The 21,493-nt window shown below is 60.0% G+C and carries 18 protein-coding genes; 6 read left to right on the top strand and 12 right to left on the bottom strand.

All coding sequences use genetic code 11. The features are described 5' to 3' along the window. Positions 1-176 precede the first annotated feature (176 nt). The 9 genes from JWU58_RS16330 to JWU58_RS16290 all read right to left on the bottom strand — a co-directional run bounded on the left by JWU58_RS16330 (position 177) and on the right by JWU58_RS16290 (position 7,904). Positions 177-1,109 (bottom strand): MBL fold metallo-hydrolase, encoded by a 933-nt coding sequence (locus JWU58_RS16330; RefSeq protein WP_016774269.1) that lies wholly within the window; start codon positions 1,107-1,109, stop codon positions 177-179. Between the two features lie 39 nt (positions 1,110-1,148). Beyond that, positions 1,149-2,351: an NAD(P)/FAD-dependent oxidoreductase gene (locus JWU58_RS16325; RefSeq protein WP_206420540.1), complete on the bottom strand. Its 1,203-nt coding sequence runs from the start codon at positions 2,349-2,351 to the stop codon at positions 1,149-1,151. Between the two features lie 303 nt (positions 2,352-2,654). Further along, on the bottom strand, positions 2,655-3,014 hold the full coding sequence (locus tag JWU58_RS16320; RefSeq protein ID WP_125926071.1) for a DUF6124 family protein: 360 nt from the start codon (positions 3,012-3,014) through the stop codon (positions 2,655-2,657). A 115-nt stretch (positions 3,015-3,129) separates the two neighbouring features. After that, complete coding sequence (locus JWU58_RS16315; RefSeq protein WP_206420539.1) at positions 3,130-3,495, bottom strand: DUF6124 family protein; 366 nt, start codon at positions 3,493-3,495, stop codon at positions 3,130-3,132. Positions 3,496-4,074: 579 nt separating this feature from the next. After that, positions 4,075-4,413, bottom strand: a complete 339-nt coding sequence (locus JWU58_RS16310; RefSeq protein WP_130927632.1) for a DUF6572 domain-containing protein — start codon at positions 4,411-4,413, stop codon at positions 4,075-4,077. A gap of 134 nt (positions 4,414-4,547) precedes the next feature. After that, positions 4,548-4,901: a DUF6572 domain-containing protein gene (locus tag JWU58_RS16305; protein WP_136493632.1), complete on the bottom strand. Its 354-nt coding sequence runs from the start codon at positions 4,899-4,901 to the stop codon at positions 4,548-4,550. A gap of 10 nt (positions 4,902-4,911) precedes the next feature. Then, positions 4,912-6,111, bottom strand: a complete 1,200-nt coding sequence (locus JWU58_RS16300; protein ID WP_110645793.1) for an S-type pyocin domain-containing protein — start codon at positions 6,109-6,111, stop codon at positions 4,912-4,914. 311 nt (positions 6,112-6,422) lie between these two features. Further along, positions 6,423-6,803: a response regulator transcription factor gene (locus JWU58_RS16295; RefSeq protein ID WP_016774274.1), complete on the bottom strand. Its 381-nt coding sequence runs from the start codon at positions 6,801-6,803 to the stop codon at positions 6,423-6,425. A 96-nt stretch (positions 6,804-6,899) separates the two neighbouring features. Then, positions 6,900-7,904, bottom strand: coding sequence for a GlxA family transcriptional regulator (locus tag JWU58_RS16290; RefSeq protein WP_071171896.1), 1,005 nt, complete (start codon positions 7,902-7,904; stop codon positions 6,900-6,902). Between the two features lie 198 nt (positions 7,905-8,102). On the opposite strand from JWU58_RS16290, the gene JWU58_RS16285 reads away from it, so the two are divergent. Next, positions 8,103-8,774: a response regulator transcription factor gene (locus tag JWU58_RS16285; RefSeq protein WP_016774275.1), complete on the top strand. Its 672-nt coding sequence runs from the start codon at positions 8,103-8,105 to the stop codon at positions 8,772-8,774. 56 nt (positions 8,775-8,830) lie between these two features. Further along, the gene (locus JWU58_RS16280) at positions 8,831-14,293 is read left to right on the top strand and encodes a trifunctional serine/threonine-protein kinase/ATP-binding protein/sensor histidine kinase (RefSeq protein ID WP_206420538.1); all 5,463 of its coding nucleotides are present in this window, start codon (positions 8,831-8,833) and stop codon (positions 14,291-14,293) included. A gap of 57 nt (positions 14,294-14,350) precedes the next feature. Here the strand turns inward: JWU58_RS16280 and JWU58_RS16275 are convergent, their stop codons facing one another. Beyond that, a complete protein-coding gene (locus JWU58_RS16275) occupies positions 14,351-15,115 on the bottom strand; it encodes an SDR family oxidoreductase (protein ID WP_125926073.1) in 765 nt (254 codons plus the stop codon). Positions 15,116-15,231: 116 nt separating this feature from the next. On the opposite strand from JWU58_RS16275, the gene JWU58_RS16270 reads away from it, so the two are divergent. The 4 genes from JWU58_RS16270 (at position 15,232) to JWU58_RS16255 (ending at position 19,308) form a co-directional block, all read left to right on the top strand. Next, positions 15,232-16,176 (top strand): GlxA family transcriptional regulator, encoded by a 945-nt coding sequence (locus tag JWU58_RS16270; RefSeq protein WP_206420537.1) that lies wholly within the window; start codon positions 15,232-15,234, stop codon positions 16,174-16,176. Between the two features lie 436 nt (positions 16,177-16,612). Continuing rightward, positions 16,613-16,972 carry a DUF6124 family protein gene (locus JWU58_RS16265; protein ID WP_024012551.1) on the top strand — a complete coding sequence of 120 codons (360 nt, stop codon included), beginning with the start codon at positions 16,613-16,615 and terminating at the stop codon, positions 16,970-16,972. A 138-nt stretch (positions 16,973-17,110) separates the two neighbouring features. Further along, positions 17,111-18,652: a T6SS phospholipase effector Tle1-like catalytic domain-containing protein gene (locus JWU58_RS16260; protein WP_024012552.1), complete on the top strand. Its 1,542-nt coding sequence runs from the start codon at positions 17,111-17,113 to the stop codon at positions 18,650-18,652. Next, positions 18,652-19,308, top strand: a complete 657-nt coding sequence (locus JWU58_RS16255) for a DUF2931 family protein (RefSeq protein WP_024012553.1) — start codon at positions 18,652-18,654, stop codon at positions 19,306-19,308. Before JWU58_RS16260 ends, JWU58_RS16255 begins: the two co-directional genes overlap by 1 nt. A gap of 75 nt (positions 19,309-19,383) precedes the next feature. On the opposite strand, the gene JWU58_RS16250 is transcribed toward JWU58_RS16255, so the two are convergent. Further along, the gene (locus JWU58_RS16250) at positions 19,384-20,343 is read right to left on the bottom strand and encodes an EamA family transporter (RefSeq protein WP_024012554.1); all 960 of its coding nucleotides are present in this window, start codon (positions 20,341-20,343) and stop codon (positions 19,384-19,386) included. A 168-nt stretch (positions 20,344-20,511) separates the two neighbouring features. Beyond that, positions 20,512-21,438 carry a LysR family transcriptional regulator gene (locus tag JWU58_RS16245; RefSeq protein ID WP_024012555.1) on the bottom strand — a complete coding sequence of 309 codons (927 nt, stop codon included), beginning with the start codon at positions 21,436-21,438 and terminating at the stop codon, positions 20,512-20,514. Positions 21,439-21,493: the final 55 nt, after the last annotated feature.

The raw sequence follows: 21,493 nt of genomic DNA, 5'->3' as shown, positions 1-21,493 counted from the left end.
CCGGCCATTGCACCCAATCCAGATATGCCAACGCTCTGTCCTCTGCACAGATTTGTTTGATGCAGAAAGGGTACACAGCAACCGAAGGATGGTCACCGCCCGCACGGCTCTGCGTAGCAATGGCGGTGAAAAAGGTTTCGCCCGGCAGAAGCCGGGCGAAGATTTCAGGCGCGCAATCAGTAATCCCAAATCGCAGGTATCCAACGGAAAGCAGCACCATTGATCGCGACCCTACCCACCGAAGGGAAGGCCAGATGCGTGGCGACGAACAGCTCGCCGCTGGCGGCGGCTTCCTTGAGCATGCGCACGCGCACTTCCACCGATTTGGCCGGATCGTGTTCGAAACCGTTGTGCCAGTCGGGGTGATCGAACGCCACCGGGAACAATGCGTCACCGGCAAAGGTCAGGCGCTCGCCACCGGAGTTGACGTAGACCACGCAGTGCCCTGGCGTATGACCACCGGTGAGTTTTGCAACTACGCCAGGTGCAACCTGACATTCGTCTTCGAAGATGTGCAACTTGCTTTCATAGTGGTCGATGAACGCGTTGGCGGTGCTGCGCAGGACGTCTGGTACTGGTGCGGGCATGTCGGTGCTGGTGAAGTCTGGCGTGGACCAGAAATTCACTTCGGCCGCGGTGACGTGGATGCGCACGTCGTGACGCAGACGGCTCTTCACCGAGTCGACCAGCAGGCCGCCGATATGGTCCATGTGCATGTGCGTGATGACGATATCAGTGATGTCGGCGAGATCCACCCCGGCAGCGGCCAGGCGCTTGGGGAACTGCCCGGCACGCGGGAAACCGGGGAATTGGCCACCGAGGCCGGCGTCGACGAGGATGACTTGTTCGCCGCTACGCACCACCAGCACGTTGAGCGCCCAGTCGAAGGCGTCAGGGCCCAGATACATTTCCTTGAACCAGGCGGCACGGTCGGCGGGGTCGGCATTGGTTGACATGGTCTGGGTCGGCAACGGCAACACGCCGTCGCTGATCACCATCACGTCAATGTCGCCCAGGCGCAGGGCGTAGCGCGACGGCACCAGTTCTTCGCTTTGCGTTTGCAGGGCCACCGCGCGGTTGGCGGTGAAGGAATCCAGATGCAGGGTCATGGTGTTCTCCTTGTTTTCAGGGCTAAAGCGGAGGTGAAATCAGGCTACAGGGATCAGCGGATCGGCGGCCGCGAGGGCAGCGCGACGATCTGCGGCGGGCGGGTAGATCCACACCGTGTTGATCTGCGTCTTCAGCTCTTTGGCTTCGGCCTTCACCAGTTTCAGCTGACGATCCCAGCCTTCCGTGTACACCGCGCCCCAGGCGCCCAGATCCAGGCAAGTCACGTACTTGGGCTGGCGATACATTGTCGGAGCGACGCCGAGGAGATCGGCGGCGGCGTTGTTGCCGGCGTAGCGACCCAAGCTGATCGCGTGCTGGCAAGACATCGCGGCATAGTTGCCGAGGTCGTCTGTGGCGGCGCGAGCGACATCACCAGCGGCAAAGACGTGATCGATGCCTTGCACCTTGAGGTTGCCATCGACGTGCAGGCGGCCCTGGCCATCGCGTTCGGCGTCGAGTTGTTCGGTGAGCGGGCTGGCGCGGAAACCTACGGTCCAGATCACGGTCTGGCTTTCGATGTGGCGGCCATCGGCGAGGGTGACGCCATTGGCATCCACAGCGGCAACGCTGGCATCGACGATCCATTCGATACCCAGGTCATTGGACGCCTCGATGATCGACGGGCGAATGCCATCACCCATGGTCGCGGCGATGTCCTTGCTGCGATCGACAATGATCACGCGCAGGTCTTGATCCTCACCGAGGATCGCACGCAGGCGCGCCGGCATTCCCGTCGCAGTTTCAATCCCGGTGAAACCGCCACCCGCGACCACCACGGTGTTGCGCGCAACGCTGGGCGGTTGGTTGCCGAGGGCGATGAGATGACGTTCCAGACGCGCCGAGGATTCGATCTGATCGACATCGAACGCATGCTCCTTGAGGCCAGGCACCGGAGGCCGAGCGAGCTGGCTGCCGCTGGCGAGAACCAGCCGATCGTAGGCCAGTTCACCCGGACGCCCGGCCTCGTCGCGGTAGCCGACTCGGCGCGCCCGGGCGTCGATGCTTTCAGCGGTGCCTTTGACGAAGCGCACACCCACCGCATCGAACAGCGCGTCGAGCGGCGCGTACATGCTGTGCACGTCCGGCTCGTAGAAGCGCGGGCGAATACGCAATTCGGCTTGCGGGGCGAGCAGCGTGATCTCGACATCCTGACGGGCATGCATATCCAGCAAACGCGCAGCGCTCAGCGCACTCCACAGCCCGCCGAACCCTGCACCGATCACCAATAATTGCTGTTTCATAATGTGCTCCCTGATGCTGATGGATGGATGACACCCGAGTCCGATGCGGACTCTGGCGTGACGATCACTGGCCGCCGTAACTGCTTGCCGTACTGCCTGGCGCTCAATCGCCCGCTGTGTAGAGCCATGCTAGGGCGGGGAGGCTGCGAGCGCAGTTGTCCATCGGTGTGCGTGGGCTACGCATGGGTGGAAGGGGGGTATACGAAGGTATGGGGGGCGAGGTGGGAATACCGGGCGAGGTGTTGTTCGAAACGAACATCGCCGCGCAGGGCGCCAGCACGCCTGCACGGCCGATGCCGTTGTTCAGTCGGTGGGCACTACGTTATCCAACGCTTTGTTGACGGCCAATTCCCCCAGCATGACCACCTGTGCAATGCCTAACAGCGTATTGCGCCGTGAGCCTTCCAGCATCCCGGCGAAATCACCGAGCATCACCGTGGCGGACGCCAGGGATTCGCACGCATTGACCAGCAAGGATTCGGTGTCGGATTCCGGGTTGACCATAAACAGCGTGTTGGGACTGTAAGGCGTGGCGTTGACCTTGGCCGGCGCGAGGTAATGGTCGAGCGCGCGCTCGGCGGCGTCATGAAGTTTTTTTGAATGGAAGGATTCGTAAGGCGATACCGGGTCGGTGACCGGCGGATGGGGCGGTGTCTGTGACATCAGCTGAAACTCCGATGAGAGCGGCTTGAGCGTCTGGATAAGAGGATGCCGCGCCACAGCAGTGGCGCGTCCGCTGGCAGTGAGGGAGCATGCCCCCTCGTGCCTGGGTTGCCAGCTAGTTCGACACGCGTCGGCTGTCGAGCACGCGATTGACGATCAGCTCACTCAACATGATCACCTGTTGCAACATCAGCAGCGATCGACGCTGTGGGTGATCAATCACGCCGCCGATTTCGCGGGCCATGTCATTGGCGGCTGTCAGCGATTCAGAGGCTTCGACGAGCAGCGTTTCCTCATCCACCGTCGGGTCAATGAGAAAGATCCTGCCTGGCTGGCGCTTGGGAATGGTGGTTTTGAGCGTCTGAGGGTCGAGGTAAAAGTTGATGGCGCGAGCGGCCGCATCTTTTATCCGCTGAGGTTCCAGAGCAGGGTCGTACGGGATTGAATCGGCTTCCGGCGGGTTTGGGGTTACTTTGAACATTGATGAAGCTCCTAACACATTTAAGGGAGGCTTCACCCTTTCGCTACCAAACGAAGGGTGGCGGCCATGCACAGGTTGGTAGACCGGGTGTTAGGATCCGGCGCGCCCTAGGACGCCCTATACATGGCCACCGCAAATCCGAGACAGAAATCTCGACGGCAGATCTGTATATCTAACACTGCGGGCTACCAAACCCGATCACCTATTTCGGTGACCGACAAACGATAGGACCCGCAGCCTAGACGCACAAGCCGGCGGATTCTGAAGTACCCGTAGGCAGCGGCGCAAGGCTTTGTAGGCTTTTTGGAGGAGAAATCGGTGTAATTTAAACGTGCTTGCCAAGTCGTGTTTATGCGCTGTACGTACCTGCTCATCTCACCTTTTCAGAATATCGGAGACCCGAATCTGTTTAGGCCGATCTCAAGGCCGTTGCGCCTTGGGGCGGAGAGTTTCAAGCAAGTCGCGTCGCAGACGGGCTTTTTGGCTCTTCCACTGTTGGCCGTAGATCAGCAGAAAAACGCCTCGGCTGGCAGGTGAAAAAATTAACTGCCAGCACTGGGATCACAAATGACATAGCGCTTAGTCTGCTTTGAAAACGAACTCAAAACCGCTTCCCATTTTTTTCAGGAGCTCGGCCAGGCGCTCGAAGAACAATTCCCCCTGCTCCGAAACCTCGTACTTGCCGTAAACACGGATTACAAGTGACTTGCCGAGTGCAGCGGGAATCTTGTTATAGATCTCACCGCTTTCGATGAAAGCGATGTAGCCGTTTATCTTCCGTTGTAGCGCGAGCAGGTGCTCGGCTTGTAGGGTCTTATTGCCCCATTCTAGGTGGCCAGCGATGCCCAGGATGATGGTGCCACTGTCCGATTTGGGGATTCCCCACATATCGATAATGTTCGGGTCTGTTAAGGACACTGCGGATCCTTGGCCTCCAGCCGATTTGTTCAATCCCTCTGAGGGAACCGAGCTACAGCTCTGTGGCTTGCCGCCCTTTGCTTTGCTTTGCTTTGCTTTGCTTTGCTTTGCTTCAGTTCTACTAGCTCACACGCCTAGTGTCGAACGGCAAAGTCGTCCTTAAGCACAAATTCCAATCCGATGCCTACGCCTTTGAGTACCTCGGTCACGCGGTCGATAAAGGTTTCACCTTGCTCAGGCAGCTCATATAAACCATTGATGCGAATTTTCGGATTCTTGCCCTTGGCTGGCGGATAGCTTTCCAGCAGTTCGCCGCTCTCGATGAAGGCGATGTAGGTGTTGATCTTTTCTTGTAGCAACAACAGATGTTCGCCCTGTTGGGCTTTGTCGCCCCATTCCAAGTGATCAGTGATGACGAGTACGACATTGTCGGGTTCCCACTCGGGCACTGCGATGATGTCGACGACTTTTGTTTCGGTGATGGACATGTCTGCTCCCTCAGAGGGTCGGGTCAGGTCGAATGATGTCGACTCTGGTAGGTGGGATTCGGGTGCCTCCGGTGAAGCCGGGTTTACCTTTGCCGACGACGGTTGCGCCGGTCTTTTCTATTTCTGGAAAGCCCAATTTCTGATTGCGCGTCAGTGGCGCTGTTTCCGAAGATTTGCATTCGACGCAGGAGATGTTGCCGTCCGCATCGCGGCCCATCATATCAATGCGCGTGCGTACACCGCTGTCGGTTTTGACGGTGACCTCACGAGCGGCTTCAGGTTTGATCTTACTGAATTCGTCAAAGGACGCTTCTTCGAACGCTTTGCCCTTTTGCTTATTCTTCTCTAGCTGTGTGCTGAGCACGATGTAGATGGGCTCAATCCCCGCATCCTCCGGGAACCAGATGATTGCATCCTGGAACTCAGGTGGGTGCGCGGGGTTGGCCAGCAGCGTGTCCGACTGAGGTGTCGGCGGATAGACCCAGACGGGAGGTAGCTGAGGGGCACCTTCCAGCGCTGGGATCCCCAGCACTCCATCGGAGCTTGCTCCGGGTGTCCAGGTCAGACCGATGCCGTCGCCGATGTCGGCGATGAATTTTTCGCCGTCTTTCTGCGCTTTGATGACCGGTACATTTTCCCAGTCCTTCTTGCCGCCGGTGTAAAAGCCGTAGGCGTTGACGGAGCCGTCCGGCAACGTTTTTACGTTGACACGAACACGCGTTCGGCCGGTTTCAAGCGTGGCGTATTGCTCGTCCTTATAGAAGGCACTGTCCGGGGCGATGCTGGTGTTGGGCATCAATAGCGCCACCGTGCCCACGGCCGCGCCTGCTGCCATGGCGCCTGCACCGTCGAGTAGGCCTAGCGCGAGTGAGCCACCCAGCCGATGGGCAACGGCACTACCGGTTGCGGAGCCGCCGACAAACTGGAGGGGCGTGCCTTCGGCGGTAATCGCTGCGCCAGTGGCCAACACGGCCCATAGCCCGTAGTCCGCCAGTTTTTCAACGGGGACGAACCCTGTCGGGTTGCTGTGGTTGATTTCGCCGTCGGGCAGGTTGCAGCTTTTGGCGAAGACGCAACCCTTGAGGTCGGGTTTCGCGTCTGGCGCTGGCGGGAGTTCTTTGTATTGCGCCCAGTGTTGGGCGTTTAGGTCGACAGGTTCGACGCCGGTGTTGCGGTAACCCTTGGGTGGGTTGGGGACGTAGCCGCTCAATCCTTGGTTCCTTGTTCTGGTCCTTTTTGAACGGGGTGGAGGGTGACAGGCGGAGTTTGCAGTGGCAATTAGTTGCGCTTTGATTCTAGATTCTGAGGCGCCTCTCATTTCCGTGTGATCAAGTCAGCGCTTAAGGAAATGGGGTAGCTCAACTACCTCCCTAATCTCTGGAGCTTCCCCTCGCTCCCAGCCCTCTCCTCGAGGAGAGGGAGCCGACCGTGTTGTCTTCTGTCAGAAATCGGCCTGATCGACCGAGTCGATAGGGGGCGATAAATCCAGGCGACACGCAATTCAATGCGATGAGGGCCTTATCAAGTGTTTTCAGATTTACGCGGTGCAAACTCAACCCAGGCAAGTAGCTCGTCCGCCGCAAAGGGTTTACGCAGGCAGGCAACGACATCGGCTTCTCGAAACTTGGCGCAAAGCAAACCACTCTGATCCGCCGACACAAAAATCACCGGCATCCGCCAGCCTCGCGCCCGCAGTGCATCCAGCATCTGCAAACCACCCATGCCCGGCATCTGAATATCGGAGATCAAACAATCAGTCTGCACCGGCCCGTCCGAGTCAAGGTAGTCCGCCGGCGCCGCATAGCAGAACACCTGATACCCCGACGCCCGCAGCAGGCTGCTCAGCGATGTGCGCATTGCCTCGTCGTCGTCCACTACCGCAATGACATGCGTCTTGTGCATAACGCTCCCGGGCCGGGCGGCCGAGCTGGTGACTCCTGTCGTTCTTGCACCATACGCTGATGGCCAGCGGGCAAAACTATACGTAGGTATAGCGGTTCAGCCATCGCGGCTGAAGCGACTGCGGTAGTCGCGCGGGGAGATCGACAGGTGGCGCTGGAAGCAGGCGCGCAGGCGTTCTTCATCGTTGAAGCCGCAGATGCGGGCGATTCGTTCGATTTTGTGCGGGGAGTTTTCCAGTAGGCGTTTGGCCGCTTCGAGTCGGAACAGCTCGAGCGCTTTCGACGGTGTGCGCCCGGTGCGCGCTTTATAGACCCGCGTGAAGTTGCGCAGGCTCATTGCGGCTTGCTCGGCGAGGCGCTCCACCGTCAGATTCGGATCGCCGAGGCGCTCCATGAGCCAAAGGTGCAGATCATCGAACATTGCAGCGTCCTGCGCCTGCGATTGCAGCAGCGTGCTGTATTGCGCCTGGCCGCCGGGGCGTTTGATGTACACCACCAATTCCCGCGCGACTTGCAACGTCACTTCACGGCCGCAATCGGCCTCGACCAGCGCCAGCGCCAGATCGATCCCGGCGGTGACTCCGGCCGAGGTCCAGACCTTGCCTTGCTGAATGAAGATCGCGTCGGCATCTACCTCGACCGCTGGAAAGCGATCGCGCAAAGCGTCGCACATCGCCCAGTGAGTGGCAGCGCGGCGGGCGTCGAGCAATCCGGCCTGAGCCAGCAGAAACGCACCACTGCACACCGAGACCACGCGGCGGGCGAGGTGAGCATGGTCCTGCAGCCAGTCGCTCAGTTCGCGGTGCTTCTCAAGGGTCTGGCAGATGTCAGGGGCGCCGGGCACGACCAGCGTGTCCAGCGCGGCGGTGTCGAGCGTGGTTAACGCTTGGGTGTCGATGGCCAGCCCTTCGACGGTCTGGATCAAGCCACCGTTGAGGCTGGCGGTGTGCAGTTGATATCCAGACTGCCCGCGCTCGGCCATGGCTTTGCTCGCGGCCCAGAACACGGTTTGCGCACCGCTGAGATCGAGCAGGCTCAGGCGTGGGTAGGCGATGAACACCACGTCGCGCGGAGCCGTTGTAAAAGCGGGATGAGTGGACATCGCGGGCCTGCCTGTTTGCAGCGCTGGCGGCGGACTGCCTCAGCCTGGCCGATTTTCAGGGGTTTCTGGCCGGCCGGCAATGGCGCTGACTGTTAGCCTGATTGCTGACCGTCCGGCAGGTGTCTGGCTGCGGTGGCCATCCTGAACTAGATTTATTGACCAGCCCAACGCGTGCTGCGATCTCGCCGAGGAGACACAATGACCTTGTGGTCGCATTCCAGCCCTGCGCAAAGTCCCGGCGTGCTCGGCGAGCCAGTGGTGTACGTGGTCGATGACGATGCCTCGATGCGCCAGGCGCTCGACAGCTTGCTGCGCTCGATCGGCCTCCAGGTGCAAACCTTCGACAGCGCCGGAGATTTTCTCGCGCAAGCGCAACGTGAGGTACCCGGTTGCCTGGTGCTCGACGTGCGCCTGCGCGGCGAAAGTGGCCTGACGTTTCAGGAACAGATGGAAAAAAACGGCTTGCGCATCCCCGTGGTGTTCATGACCGGCCACGGCGACATCGCCATGAGCGTCAAGGCGATGAAGGCCGGCGCGGTGGATTTTCTGGCCAAGCCGTTCCGTGATCAGGACATGCTCGACGCCGTGGCCAGTGCGTTGGCTCGCGACCGTGCGCGGCTGGCAGCCGAACACTCCGGCGCCGTTTTGTGTCGGGCTTACCAAACCCTGACCGCACGTGAGCGCGAAGTGCTCGGCTTCGTCATTGCCGGGCTGATGAACAAACAGATTGCCGGACAGCTCAACCTCAGCGAGGTCACGGTCAAGGTCCACCGTGGCCAGGTCATGCGCAAAATGGCCGCACGTTCAGTGGCCGATCTGGTGCGTATCGCAGAAGCGCTGGGCATCGAGCCTGTCCAGCGCAACCCCTGAGCGCTGGCGACGTGCAACTCACCGTGCGGCAAAAAACCTGAGCAGTGTTGACGCAGATGGCCAGCAGAAAACAGATTTTGTGGGACGACGGCGAGCGGGTGCTGTCCCGTGAGCGCGGTTCGAATGATGGCAGCCTACTGGCGGTGCGTCCGGCGATGGGCCAGCCATTGCCGAGCACCCTGGAGCGTCTGGCGCATGAATACAGCCTCAGGGACGACCTCAATCCTGCCTGGGCGTTGCAGCCGACAGCTTTCGAGCGTACGGGCACCCGAGTTCGTCTGCTGTTCGACGATCCGGGCGGCGAGCCGTTGTCGCGGTTGCTGGTCGCCCCGCTGGATATCGAAACCTGTCTGGAATTGGCCACGACCATCGCCAAGGCGCTGGGCCATATGCATCAGCGTGGTCTGGTGCACAAAGACCTGAAACCGCAGCATGTTTTTGTCCATTGTCATGATGGGCAGGCGCGGCTGACCGGCTTCGGCCTGGCCACGCGCTTGCCACGGGAGCGGCAAGCGCCCACGCCACCGGAATCTATCGCCGGGACGCTGGCCTACATGGCGCCGGAACAAACCGGGCGGATGAATCGTTCGATCGATTCGCGTAGTGATCTGTATGCCTTTGGCGTGACGCTTTACCAGATGCTCACCGGCTCGCTGCCGTTCAGTGCAAATGACCCGACGGAGTGGGTGCATTGCCATATCGCGCGGCTGCCAATGCCCATGTGTGAACGGGTGGCGACGGTGCCGCCGATGTTCTCGCGACTGGTCATGAAACTGCTGGCGAAAACGGCCGAGGAACGCTATCAGAGCGCAGCCGGTGTCGAGCATGACTTGCGCCGTTGCCTCGATGACTGGCGCCGTATGCGGCAGATCGAGACGTTCACGTTGAACGAGCAGGGCGCCTGCGAGCGCTTGCTGATTCCGGAAAAACTCTACGGCCGCGAACACGAAGTGCAAACGTTGATCGATGCTTTCGCCAATGTGGTGCAGACAGGCGCGCCGACACTGGTGCTGGTATCCGGCTATTCCGGCATCGGCAAATCGTCGGTGGTCAGTGAACTGCACAAGGTGCTGGTGCCGTCGCGTGGCTTGTTCGCCGCCGGCAAGTTCGACCAGTACCAGCGCGACGTGCCTTATTCGACCCTGGTTCAGGCCTTTCAGGGGCTGGTGCGGACGCTATTGGGCAAGCGCACCGACGTACTGGCGGGCTGGCGCGAAGCACTGTTGCGGGCACTGGAAGCGAATGCGCGGTTGATCACCGATCTGATCCCCGAACTCAAGCTGATCATCGGCGAGCCGCCGCCCGTGCCTGAGTTGGAGCCGCAACAGGCGCAGCAGCGGTTCCTTCAGGTCTTGCAGCGTTTTATCGGCGTGTTCGCTCAGGCCGAGCATCCGTTGGCGCTGTTCCTTGACGACCTGCAATGGCTCGACGCGGCCACCCTTGATCTGCTCGAAGATATGCTCAGTCGCGCAGAGACCCCTCATCTGCTGCTGGTCGGTGCTTATCGCGACAACGAGGTAGATGGCGATCACCCACTCAGCCGCACACTCAAGACCCTGCATCACGCTGACGTACACATTGACGAAATTCGTCTGGCGCCACTGGCTGGCGCGCACATCGAACAACTGATCAGCGAGTCACTGCGCTGCCCGCCGGCGAGCATTGTCGCGCTGGCGCGGCTGGTACTGGACAAGACCGCTGGCAATCCGTTCTTCGTCATCCAGTTTCTGCACGCCCTGGCCGAGGAGAAGCTGCTGACATACGAGCCTACGCGCAAGCGCTGGCGGTGGGATGTGCACCTGATCAACGGCAAGGGCTACACCGACAATGTCGTCGATTTGATGGTCGGCAAACTGGCGCGGCTGCCCCAGGAAACCCGCCAGGCGCTGCAACAACTGGCCTGCCTGGGCAACGTCGCGCGTCTCGACACGCTGGCCACAGTCCTTGATGTGCCGGTGCCTCACGTTCACTCCGCATTGTCGCCGGCGGTGCGGCTGGAGTTGGTCGAGCGTCAGGACGGTGGCTACAGGTTTGTGCATGATCGCATCCATGAGGCGGCGTATTCGCTGATCGCGGAAACCGAACGGGCGCAAATGCACCTGCGCATCGGCCGGCTGCTGGCACTGCAAACCCAGGGTGAGCGGCGCGAGGAGGCGATCTTCGAGATTGTCGGCCAGCTCAATCGCGGTGCGCATCTGATCAGCCTGCGTGCCGAGCGCGAGCAGCTGGCCGAGTTCAACCTGCTCGCCGGCCAGCGAGCGAAGGCCTCGACCGCTTATACCTCAGCACTGACCTATCTGGGCGCCGGCGCAGAACTGTTGGGCGAGCAGGGTTATGACAGTCGGCATGAACTGGGTTTCGCTCTGGAGCTGAACCGTGCCGAGTGCGAATTTCTCACCGGCCAACTGCAGCTTGCCGACTCGCGCCTAGCGACATTGGCCGAGCGCGCCGTGACCACCGTCGAGCGCGCGGCGGTGGCGTGCATGCAGATGGATGTCTACTTGCTGCTCGATCGCAGTGACCGGGCGGTGACGGTGTGTCTGGCCTTTCTGCGTCAGGTCGGCATCGATTGGCCAGCGCGTCCGGACGATATTCAGGTGCGCGACGAATATCAGCAGGTCTGGACCAGGCTGCGCGGGCGCAGTATCGAGCAGATGATCGACTTGCCGCTGATGGAGGATCCTGCCGCGCGGGCCACCCTCGATGCGCTGGGCAAACTCTTCGCGCCGGCGGTGCAGTCGGATCTGAACCTCGCCAGCCTGACCATTTGCAAAGCGATCAGCCTGAGCCTGCAATATGGCAACTGCGACGCCTCCTGCCTGCTCTATGCCAACTTCGGGCGAGTGTCGGGGCCGCGTTTTGGCGACTATGCCGCTGGTTATCGATTTGGCCGTCTGGGCTGCGATCTGGTTGATCGGCGCGGGCTCACGCGTTATGAAGCGAGCACTTGGTTGTGCTTCTCGATCTTCGTGGTGCGCTGGATGCGGCCAGTGCGCGAGTGCCGCGAACTGTTGCGCCGTGCGCTCAACGCGGCCCATCGCAGCGGCGATCTGCCGTATGCAGCGTTCGCTGGAAACAGCCTGATTTCCGATCTGTTGTTTATCGGCGAGCCGCTGGCCGAGGTGCAGGCGCAAGCGGAATCAGGGCTGGTCTATGCACAAAAGGTCGGTTTCGGTCTGGTGGCGGATTTCATGCGCTGCCAGTTGACGCTGATCCGCATGCTGCGCGGGCAGACGCCGACGTTCGGCTGTTTCGACGATGAGGGGTTCGATGAAACAGCTGTCGAAGCGCATCTGGCCGGTTCGGCGGATCTGGCGCTGGCGCGCGGCAAGTACTGGGTACGCAAGTTGCAGGCGCGCTATCTGGCCGGGGATTACGCGGCGGCCGCTGAGTGCGCGGCCCAGGCGCAGGGACTTTTGTGGGTGGTTTCGGCGTTTTTCGAGGAGGCCGAATACCATTTCTACGCGGCTTTGACCTTGGCGGCCCACGGCGAAACTGACGCCGGTGCTTTGCAGCGTCTGGGTCAACATCATGAACAGTTGCAGACGTGGGCGCGCTTGTGTGCAGAGACCTTCGCCAGTCAGGTGGCGCTGGTCGGTGCGGAAATGGCGCGCGTCACCGGGCAGTTGCTCGAAGCCGAATTGCAGTACGAGCAAGCCATTCAATTGGCTCAGGACAATGGTTTGCTCCATATCCAAGCGCTGGCCAACGAACTGGCCGCACGGTTCTACAGCGCTCGCGGTCTGGCCAGGATATCCCGCGTCTACCTGCGCGACGCACGTTATGCCTATCTGCGTTGGGGGGCTGCTGGCAAGGTGCGGGAGCTGGAGCGACGTCATCGTTTTCTGCGTGCCGAAGAGGCGCAACCGAATCCGGTCACCACGCTCATTACGCCAGTTGAACATCTCGACCTGGCAACGGTGCTCAAGGTCTCTCAAGCAGTCTCCGGCGAGATCGTCCTGGACCGTTTGATCGAAACGGTGATGCGCACCGCGATCGAACAGGCCGGGGCCGAGCATGGCCTGCTTATTTTGTTGAACGCCGACGTTCCCTATGTCGCTGCGCGAACCCGTATCGGCGACGGTGCCACGCAGTTGTGCAACGCGCCGCTGCACACGGTGGCGCTGGCAGAGTCGGTGCTCTACCAGACGCTGCGCACCGGCGAAAACCTGTGCCTGGACGACGCGGTTGCCGATCCGCTGTTCGCCGCTGATCCATACGTTCAGCAACGAGGCGCGCGCTCGATCCTTTGCCTGGCATTGATGAATCAGGCGCGGGTCGCCGGGGCGCTGTATCTGGAAAACAACCTGTCCGCCGGGGTGTTCAGCCCGACGCGTCTCGCCGTGTTGCGCCTGGTGGCGTCGCAGGCAGCGATCTCGCTGGACAACGCGCGCCTGTACCGCGACCTCGCCGAGCGAGAAGCGAAGATCCGTCGGCTGGTCGACGCCAACATCATCGGCATCATCGTCTGGGGCGTGGAAGGGGAAATCATCGAGGCCAACGACGCGTTCCTGCGCATGGTCGGTTACACCCGTGATGAGTTGCTTTCGGGCAATGTCCATTGGCGTGACATGACCCCGCCGGCGATGCGCGCTAACAGCGATATTGCACTGGCAACGGCGATCCACACCGGCCGGGCCCAGCCATTCGAAAAGGAGTACATCCGCAAGGACGGCAGTCGGCTGCCGGTGATTGTCGGTCTGGCCGCCTTCGAAGCGAGTCAGCAACAGGGCCTGGCCTTTGTGCTGGATATCAGCGAACGCAAGCTGGCTGAAGAGCAAGTGCGCGAAGGCGAGCGTCGTTATCGTCAGGTGCAAACGGAACTGGCCCACGCCAATCGTGTGGCAACCATGGGCCAGTTGGCCGCATCGATTGCCCACGAAGTCAATCAGCCGATCGCCGCCACGGTGACCCATGCCAATGCCGCGTTGCGCTGGCTCGGTGCAAAGCCACCAAATATCAACGAAGTCGAGCAGGGCCTGCGGCATATCATTCTCGACGGCAACCGCGCCGCCGACGTACTCGGGCGCATCCGCGCGCTGATTCACAAAACGCCACCGCAGCGTCAGCCTGTCAGCCTCAATCTGCTGATTGAAGAAATGGTCGGTTTCAGCCGTGGCGAAGCGCTCAAGCACGGCGCCGAAGTCAGCGTTGAGCTGGCGGCAGATTTGCCTTTCGTAGTGGCGGACCGGGTCGAACTGCAACAGGTGCTGCTTAACCTGATCATCAACAGCCTCGAAGCCATGACGATCATGGCAGAGGGGCAGCGACGTCTGCTGATTCGCAGTGAGGCGCTGGGTGATAACGTGCACATCAGTGTCAGCGATTCAGGGCCGGGCTTTGCCTGCGAGCGGGCGGAGCAAGTGTTCACGGCGTTCTACACGACCAAATCCACCGGGCTGGGCATGGGCCTGTCGATTTGCCGCACGATCATTGAAGGACACGGCGGCAAATTGTGGGCCGAGCGCAATGAGCCGAGCGGGGCGCGGGTGGTGTTTGGCTTGCCGCGTTGTGAATGAACATGATCAACAGCCAGGCTACCCGGGCATTGAGCCCGGGTGTTTCTGTCGGTGAGTTCAGGCCACCGGAATAGGATTTTCCAGCAGCGACAGGTTGAACTGCTCGATCAACCCGTGCTCGTTCGCGCCCTGGTTGGCTCGCAGCGGCAAGACTCGGTCAACCAGCACTTCGGTAGTGGCGGTTTCCAGCTTGATCAGGGTTTCCTCGATAAACGCGCCCAGCGGCATGGCGCGCTCGTCGCCGCTCTTGTGAATCAGGTCGGTATCAACCCAAGGTGGCGCGATTTCCAGGACCTTGACGCTGGTGTCGCGCAGCATGAAACGCTGCGACAGCGAGTAGGAATGGATCGCCGCTTTGGTCGCCGAATACAGCGCCGTGGTCGCCAGCGGCAGGTAGGCCAGTACCGAGCTGTTGTTGATGATGTAGGCCTCGGGCTGGCGCTTGAGGTGTTCGACGAACGCCGCGCTGACGCGCACCGGGCCGAGCAGGTTGGTCTGCAACAGACCGACCGCCTGTTCATCGTTGTAGTCGCCGGAACCCGCGTTGTCGAAGGGCATGATCCCGGCGTTGTTGATGATTACGTTCAACGACGGATGGCGGCGGATGACTTCGGCGGCGACGTCCTTGATCTGCTGCGCATCGTTGATGTCCAGCTGCACGGTGTCGATGCCCGGATTCGCTTGGGCAATCTCTGCCAGCAGGGTCTGGCGACGACCAGCGATGATGACCTTGTTGCCGCGCTGATGCAGGGCCTCGGCCAGTGCGCGGCCGATGCCGGAAGTGCCGCCGGTGATGAAGATCGTATTGGCTTCAAGTTTCATGAGCTGCGTCCCGCGAGTGGATTGATTGGTATGCAAGCCATGATGGAGAAAACTTGCTCCGACGTGAATGACGTATGTGGTAGTGTTTCAGGACATTCAACAAACGGAGCGCGACGATGCATCGAGTCGGCTATCTGCTCACGGAAGGTTTTCAGGTCATGGCGCTGGCGACCCAGTCGGTGTTCGAGTTCGCCAACATCGTCACCGGCAAAGCCGTGTACAAGGTGCAGAACTTTTCCCAGGCCGGCGGCATCGTCAGCTCCTCGCTGGGCTTGCACGTCGATACGTTGCCACTGACGCAGGCGGGGCTGGCCGACAGTTGGCTGGTGGCGGGCACGCTGACACCGCTGACGCCGCCCGATGCTGACGTGCTGCACAGCGTGCGCGGGCTCGCCGACGGCGCACGCCGTGTGGCCGGCATCTGCACCGGCTCGTTCGTACTGGCGCAGGCCGGAGTGCTGGATAACCGCCGCGTGACCACGCACTGGGCGTTCGCCCCGGCGCTGCGCAGGATGCATCCGTCGGTGAATGTCGAGGACGACCGTATCTTCATCATCGACGGCCCGGTGTGGACATCGGCGGGCATGACCGCTGGTGTCGACATGGCGCTGGGTATGGTCGAGAAGGATCTGGGCAGCGAAATCGCCCGCTCGGTCGCCCATCGACTGGTGATGCATCAGCGTAGGTCCGGAGGCCAGTCGCAGCATTCGGAACTGCTCTCGCTGTCGCCCAAATCCGACCGCATTCAGAGTGCGCTGGATTACGCGCGCAAGCACCTCAATCGCCCGCTGAGCGTCGAAGAACTGGCCGAAGTGGTGCACCTGAGTCCGCGGCAATTCACCCGCGTGTTCACCGCCGAAACCGGCCAGTCTCCAGCCAAGGCGATAGAGAGCTTAAGGCTGGAAGCAGCGCGTTTGCTGATCGAGCAAAGCAGTCACAGTCTGGATGTGGTTGCCAGAGAAACCGGGTTTCGTGACCGCCGGCACATGCGCGAGGTGTTCATGCGCGGCTTTGGCGTGCCGCCGCAGGCGGTACGGCGGGATTCGCGGCGGATGGTGTGAGGCTCGTGTTGGTTAATCAACGTCCCAATACCAAGGAGCGAGCCTGCTCGAGATGACGTCAGCTCATTCACCACTACATAAACAGAAAACCCTCAGCCCGTTTAAACAGTAACTCCAGCCTTAAGCAAACGGCTACAACGCCTTGCGCCATTCCCTACGACTACGCCAGAATCCGCCGGCTTGTGCGTCTGCCGTTCCCTCCGTAACTTGATTCCTGTCACTGCTCATCAGTGATCGGGTCTGCAAGCCCGTCGGAATCAGTCGCATAGCCCTGCCAAAGGACACTTGTTCGTGTCCGCTCAACGGCGGCTTTGTGCGGGAGACCTTCGGGTCTGCCGGGTTCCTGATTTCCCGGTCTTGCAGACCCGCACACAGCTGCCACCCATCATCTGCAAGTGATGTTGGCAGCTCCAGACGAATAATCAGGAGTTTCACCATGTTCAAAGTCACACCCAATCCCCCAACCACCGACCCCGCATCGCCCTACGAATCCAGCGCCTCGAAAAAGCTTCACGAAGCCGCCGAACGCGCCCTCGATCACTACCTCGGCCCGGCAGACATCCTGGCCAGCACCAACACCCCGGAACAGATGTTCCTCGCCAACCCGAAATACGACACCGAGTCCCTGCTGGCCAACGCCAGCGAATCCCTCGGCTCGGCCACCACCATGCTCTACGACTTCGCCGCGCTGCTCGACAACCCGCGCCGCAAGACGCTGCTGGGCATTGCCCAGGTCGTAATGCTCGGCGAAATCGCGGTAAATCAGGCTTTGGATAAAGTCGAAATCGCCAAATGACCCGCAATGCGACGAGCGCAAAACCTCGTCGCAGCCCCCGGGCGCACGATGGCTGGCACACGGCCACGGCTTGCACCACCCGGCCTCCACTGTCACCCTTCGGGCCGTTCTTCAAGGATCAGAACAAGGAATCAAGGATTGAGTGGTTACGTTCCAAACCCGCCGAAAAACTACCGCTACGAACAAGCCAAACCCGTCGACCTACACGCCCAGCATTGGGCCGAGTATGAGAAACACGGTAAAGAGCCCGCGCGCGAGCCTGAGAAGATAGGCATTGCGTTGAGGATCGGGGTTTTCTTTGATGGCACAGGCAACAATGCGAACAACTCTGCTGCGGGGTTGTTGTGCGGCGCTCAGCATCCGATTGCGCCTGAGGATATACCAGCTAGCTGTATGCCTTACATGAGTGATCCGGATAGTAGTTATGGTAACGATGTCAGCAATGTAAAAAAGCTGAGTGACCTGTACGACGCCATGCCTGAGGCAATAGGAGAGGGCACTCAGAAGAGCGCTTCTCGCGTTGTTTATGTCGAGGGTATCGGAACGCGATCCGGCGAAGAAGACAGCAAGTTCGGTGCAGGCACTGGTCGGGGGGGAACCGGTGTAGCCAGCAAAGTCGAATCCTCATTTCCGAGCATTCAACAAGCTATCAGCCGAGCTCTGATCGATAATCCTGGTAGTGAAATCACATCTTTGAAATTTGATGTGTTCGGCTTCAGTCGCGGCGCGGCTGCTGCGCGGCATTTTGCCAATGAGGTCGTCCGCACTAGCCGCGGCCCACTTGGCACTGTGCTAAGAAACTTGCCACGCGCTTTCAGTCCAAAATTCAACGATCAATACCAAGGTGACATCGACATAGGCTTCATCGGCTTGTTCGACACAGTCCCGTCGATAGCTGGTTGGTCCAATGTCGGAAATATCAAAAGCCCAATCGCGACCGGCATAAAACTTTATCTCGACCGTCGTTTCTTTACCGATGTGGTTCAGCTATCAGCGCGCGATGAATGCAGGGCCAACTTCGCACTGAGTCGTGTCAAAGCTGACCATTTGGAAATTACGCTACCGGGGGTACATTCGGATATCGGCGGAGGCTATCTCGAAAGCGCCCAAGAGTGTGTACTGGTAAGCCCCATGCAAACGCTGGTTGTATCCTTAAACACCGACGTCAAAGCGACGTCAATCTATCGCGATGCACTTGATGCACAAAGCCAATGGATGGCCAAAGGTTGGCCTAAGGCCATGCTGGAAATAGTGACGCCTGAAGCATCGTTGATCCCTAATGAACCTCGGGATCGGCTCAGTCGTATTCAAAAGCGTGTTTATGCTGCTCTTCAGCTCAAGCGCCCGGTGAGCGGCATGCTCTCCAGAGTGTATTTGCGATTGATGCATCGCTTGGCGAAAGAAAAGGGTGCCCGCTTCAACGACATTCCAGATACTCCGGATTTAACGATTCCGGCAGAGCTTCAAGCGTTGTGCGATAGATTTTTGGCTGGAAATTACAGCGTTACAGCGCAGGAAAACGAATTGCTGAAATTAAAGTACATTCACACCTCCGCCAACTGGAACCATCCATTAGGACGAACAGACGGAGGCGGAATAAACGCGGTTTACATCAATGCACCAACTCAAGACTCCATCCGAGTGCAACATCCACACGTACCTGACTGGACGCTCTGGTGATGAAGATTTATGTAACCATCTTGTTTGCACTCTTTATGTCTGGCTGCCAATCCGCTGATCCGCTGTCCGCCGAATCCGACCCCAAATCGAGTGCATGGGAGCTCGCCTTCACTGAACCGTACTACATGAAGGTATGGGTAGAAGACAGCGCTGTTGAAGACATCAACGGCAAGTTATATCGACGCACCGGATCGGGAACTGCAGCAGGCGGCGAACCGGAAACCGGTGAAGAATCCGCTCGAGGTTGGCATGCGGTTGGCGCTGCTGCAAAACCGGTGATTGGTGCCGACTTGCCCAAACGTATTTATGTGCGCTGGCAGTCTATTGCCGAATCACAGACCTATCGGGTCTGGATAGATGTGCCGGAAGAAGCCAGGCAACTGATGGCGGCATCGGTTAATCAAAGATGTCCTGAAACTCCGGATGAACAAGCCAGCTATAGCGCCTCGATTTATTTGGGACTGGCGCCCGGAGGCGTCGTGCAGGTGTTTGTTCGCGATGCCTGTCATCGCCCCGTCAAAGTAGCCAGGGCCAAGGCTGAAATCGAGCCGTTGGGACCTAGCCAAGGGAAGAACGAAGGACGCTATGCTTATCCTGTAAGTGAAAAGGCCAAGCGGTATATCGACAAATACGGCATCCCTTACGGTAGTTGGTAACTGGCGTGCCTTGGCATGCAATTGCCACCTTTATCGGAGGCAATTGCGATGCTGCTGATGCGCTACTACACCCCCTCAAACCTCAGCCTTCACCCCAACCTTCACCGGCGCTTTGCGATACGTCAGCAAAACAATCCCGCTCACTACAATTACTCCACCTACGATCTGCCCTCTGCTGAGCATTTGATCCAGCACAATCCAGCCCATCAACAATGTCGCCAGTGGTTCGATATTCATCACCGGGGCGTTGCGTGGCATGTCCAGTCGGGGCACGGAAATGAACAACACAATGAAGCCGGTCCCATAGAGCACGACAAGCGTGGCAAGGGCCAGCCAGCCGGTTGAAGTGGCGGGGAGGTTGAGTCCGCCGGGGAGGGCGCCGGTCAAGCCGGCCAGGTTGACGCTGCTGAAGACGATGAAGATGGTCAGCAGGCTGCGCACCGAGCCGCGCACTTGCGACAGTTTGTGGTCGGTGATCCACAGCGCGCAGGCGAAGACGCTGGCGGCGCAGAAGGCGAGTGCGACGCCCAGTAGCCATTCCGGGCCGACGCTCGCGCTGTCTGATAGACGTCCGGGAACGTCCAGCACGAACACCAGCCCGACGAGAATCAAGCCCATCAACATCGCGGTGCGCGCGCTTGGTCGTGGGCCGCCCAGCGCCCAGGTCAGCAAGGCGAGCAGGATCGGAAATACGTTGGCCACCAGCAGCGCCAGAGCGACCGGCACCCGTGCTACGGCGGAATACAGACACAGACTCTGCGCAGTGATCAACAGCCCCAACAGTAATTGCCAACGCCACGCGCCCGCCGGCAGACGCAGGCTTTGCCGCTGCCACAGGACGAGAATGGCCAGCACCAGCAAGGTCCCGCCGGAGCGCATCAGAATCGCCAGCAACACGCCCGCGCCATCATCAAAAGCGACCCGTGCCGCGACGTGGTTGCCGGCGAACGCACAGCCCATGCACAACAGAATGATCACGGCGAGATAACGAGGGAAGGGTGGCGGTACGGTTGGCGCAAACTCAGGACGGGACATGGCAGATCTCAAAAATGATAGCCACTCGGGGTGGCTCAGGTTTTTATTATGTTGTCGTACAACTGCCTGATTTGTACCGTAATCAAGCAGGCGCAGCAAGCTCGAAAGGCTTGAAAAACCGCTTAGGCGTGATGCTGGTTGAGTTTCAGAGGTCGTATGACTTGCTTTTTAAGTCCGGGCATCGAGTCGAGTTGCCCACCCATCCGCTCGAGCCTGACCGACCAGAAAATCCACAAACGCCCGGGTTTTGGCCGGCAACAGTTTCTGGCTGGAAAAGTACAAATAGATCTGCCCCGCATCGACATGCCAACCCGGCAAAACCCTTTCCAGCGTGCCGTCCTGCAGATAAGGCAGCACATCCGGAACCGCCAACAGCGCAACCCCCAATCCCAAGCGCGCGCACTGACACAGCGCTTGCGGATCGTTGACCAACAGGCGCGGCGCCAACTCCAGCGGTGCTCGTTGCCCGTCGGGGCCTTGCAGCATCCAGCTGCGCACCTTGCCGGTCTGCACCGAGCGCATGGCCAGATGATCCAGCGTCGCCAGCTCTTCGATGTGCCGGATGCGCTTGTGTGCCGAGAGGTATTCCTTCGATGCCACCAGAATCAGATGCGCCGGGGCAATGGCCCTGGCCACCACACCTTGCGCCAGCTCGATGCCGCCACCGATGGCCGCATCAAACCCGTCCGCGATGAGATCGACCTGGCGATTGTCGACGTGCCATTCAGGGGTCACGGCGGGGTATTGCTTGAGAAACTCGGGCATCAGTGGCAACAGAAAATCCCTGGCGAAACCGGGTGCTGCGCTCAGACGCAAAAGCCCTGAAGGCTCTCCGGCATTGCCGGCCACGTCGGCAATCGCCGCTTGAACACTCTCCAGTCCCGAACCGACGTTGGCCAGAAAGCGTTCTCCCGCTTCGGTCAGCGTGAGTTTGCGCGTGCTGCGCTGAAACAAGCGTACGCCGAGGTTGGCCTCCAGTTGCGCGACATTGCGACTGACCGCCGCGGGAGTCAGGCCCAGGCGCCGCGCCGCCGCAGAGAAGCTTCCCGCCTCGGCGCTGCGCACGAATGAGAGCAAATTGCCTAAGGTTTCCATCTGCGCACCTTCAACGAATAATTGAAAGTGATTCTAGTGGGCTTCCACTACTGGT

It is taken from the genome of Pseudomonas atacamensis, assembly GCF_017167965.1.
Lineage (GTDB): Bacteria > Pseudomonadota > Gammaproteobacteria > Pseudomonadales > Pseudomonadaceae > Aquipseudomonas > Aquipseudomonas atacamensis.
Note: the sequence above shows the minus strand (reverse complement) of the source record. Positions and strands in the feature narration are given on the sequence as shown.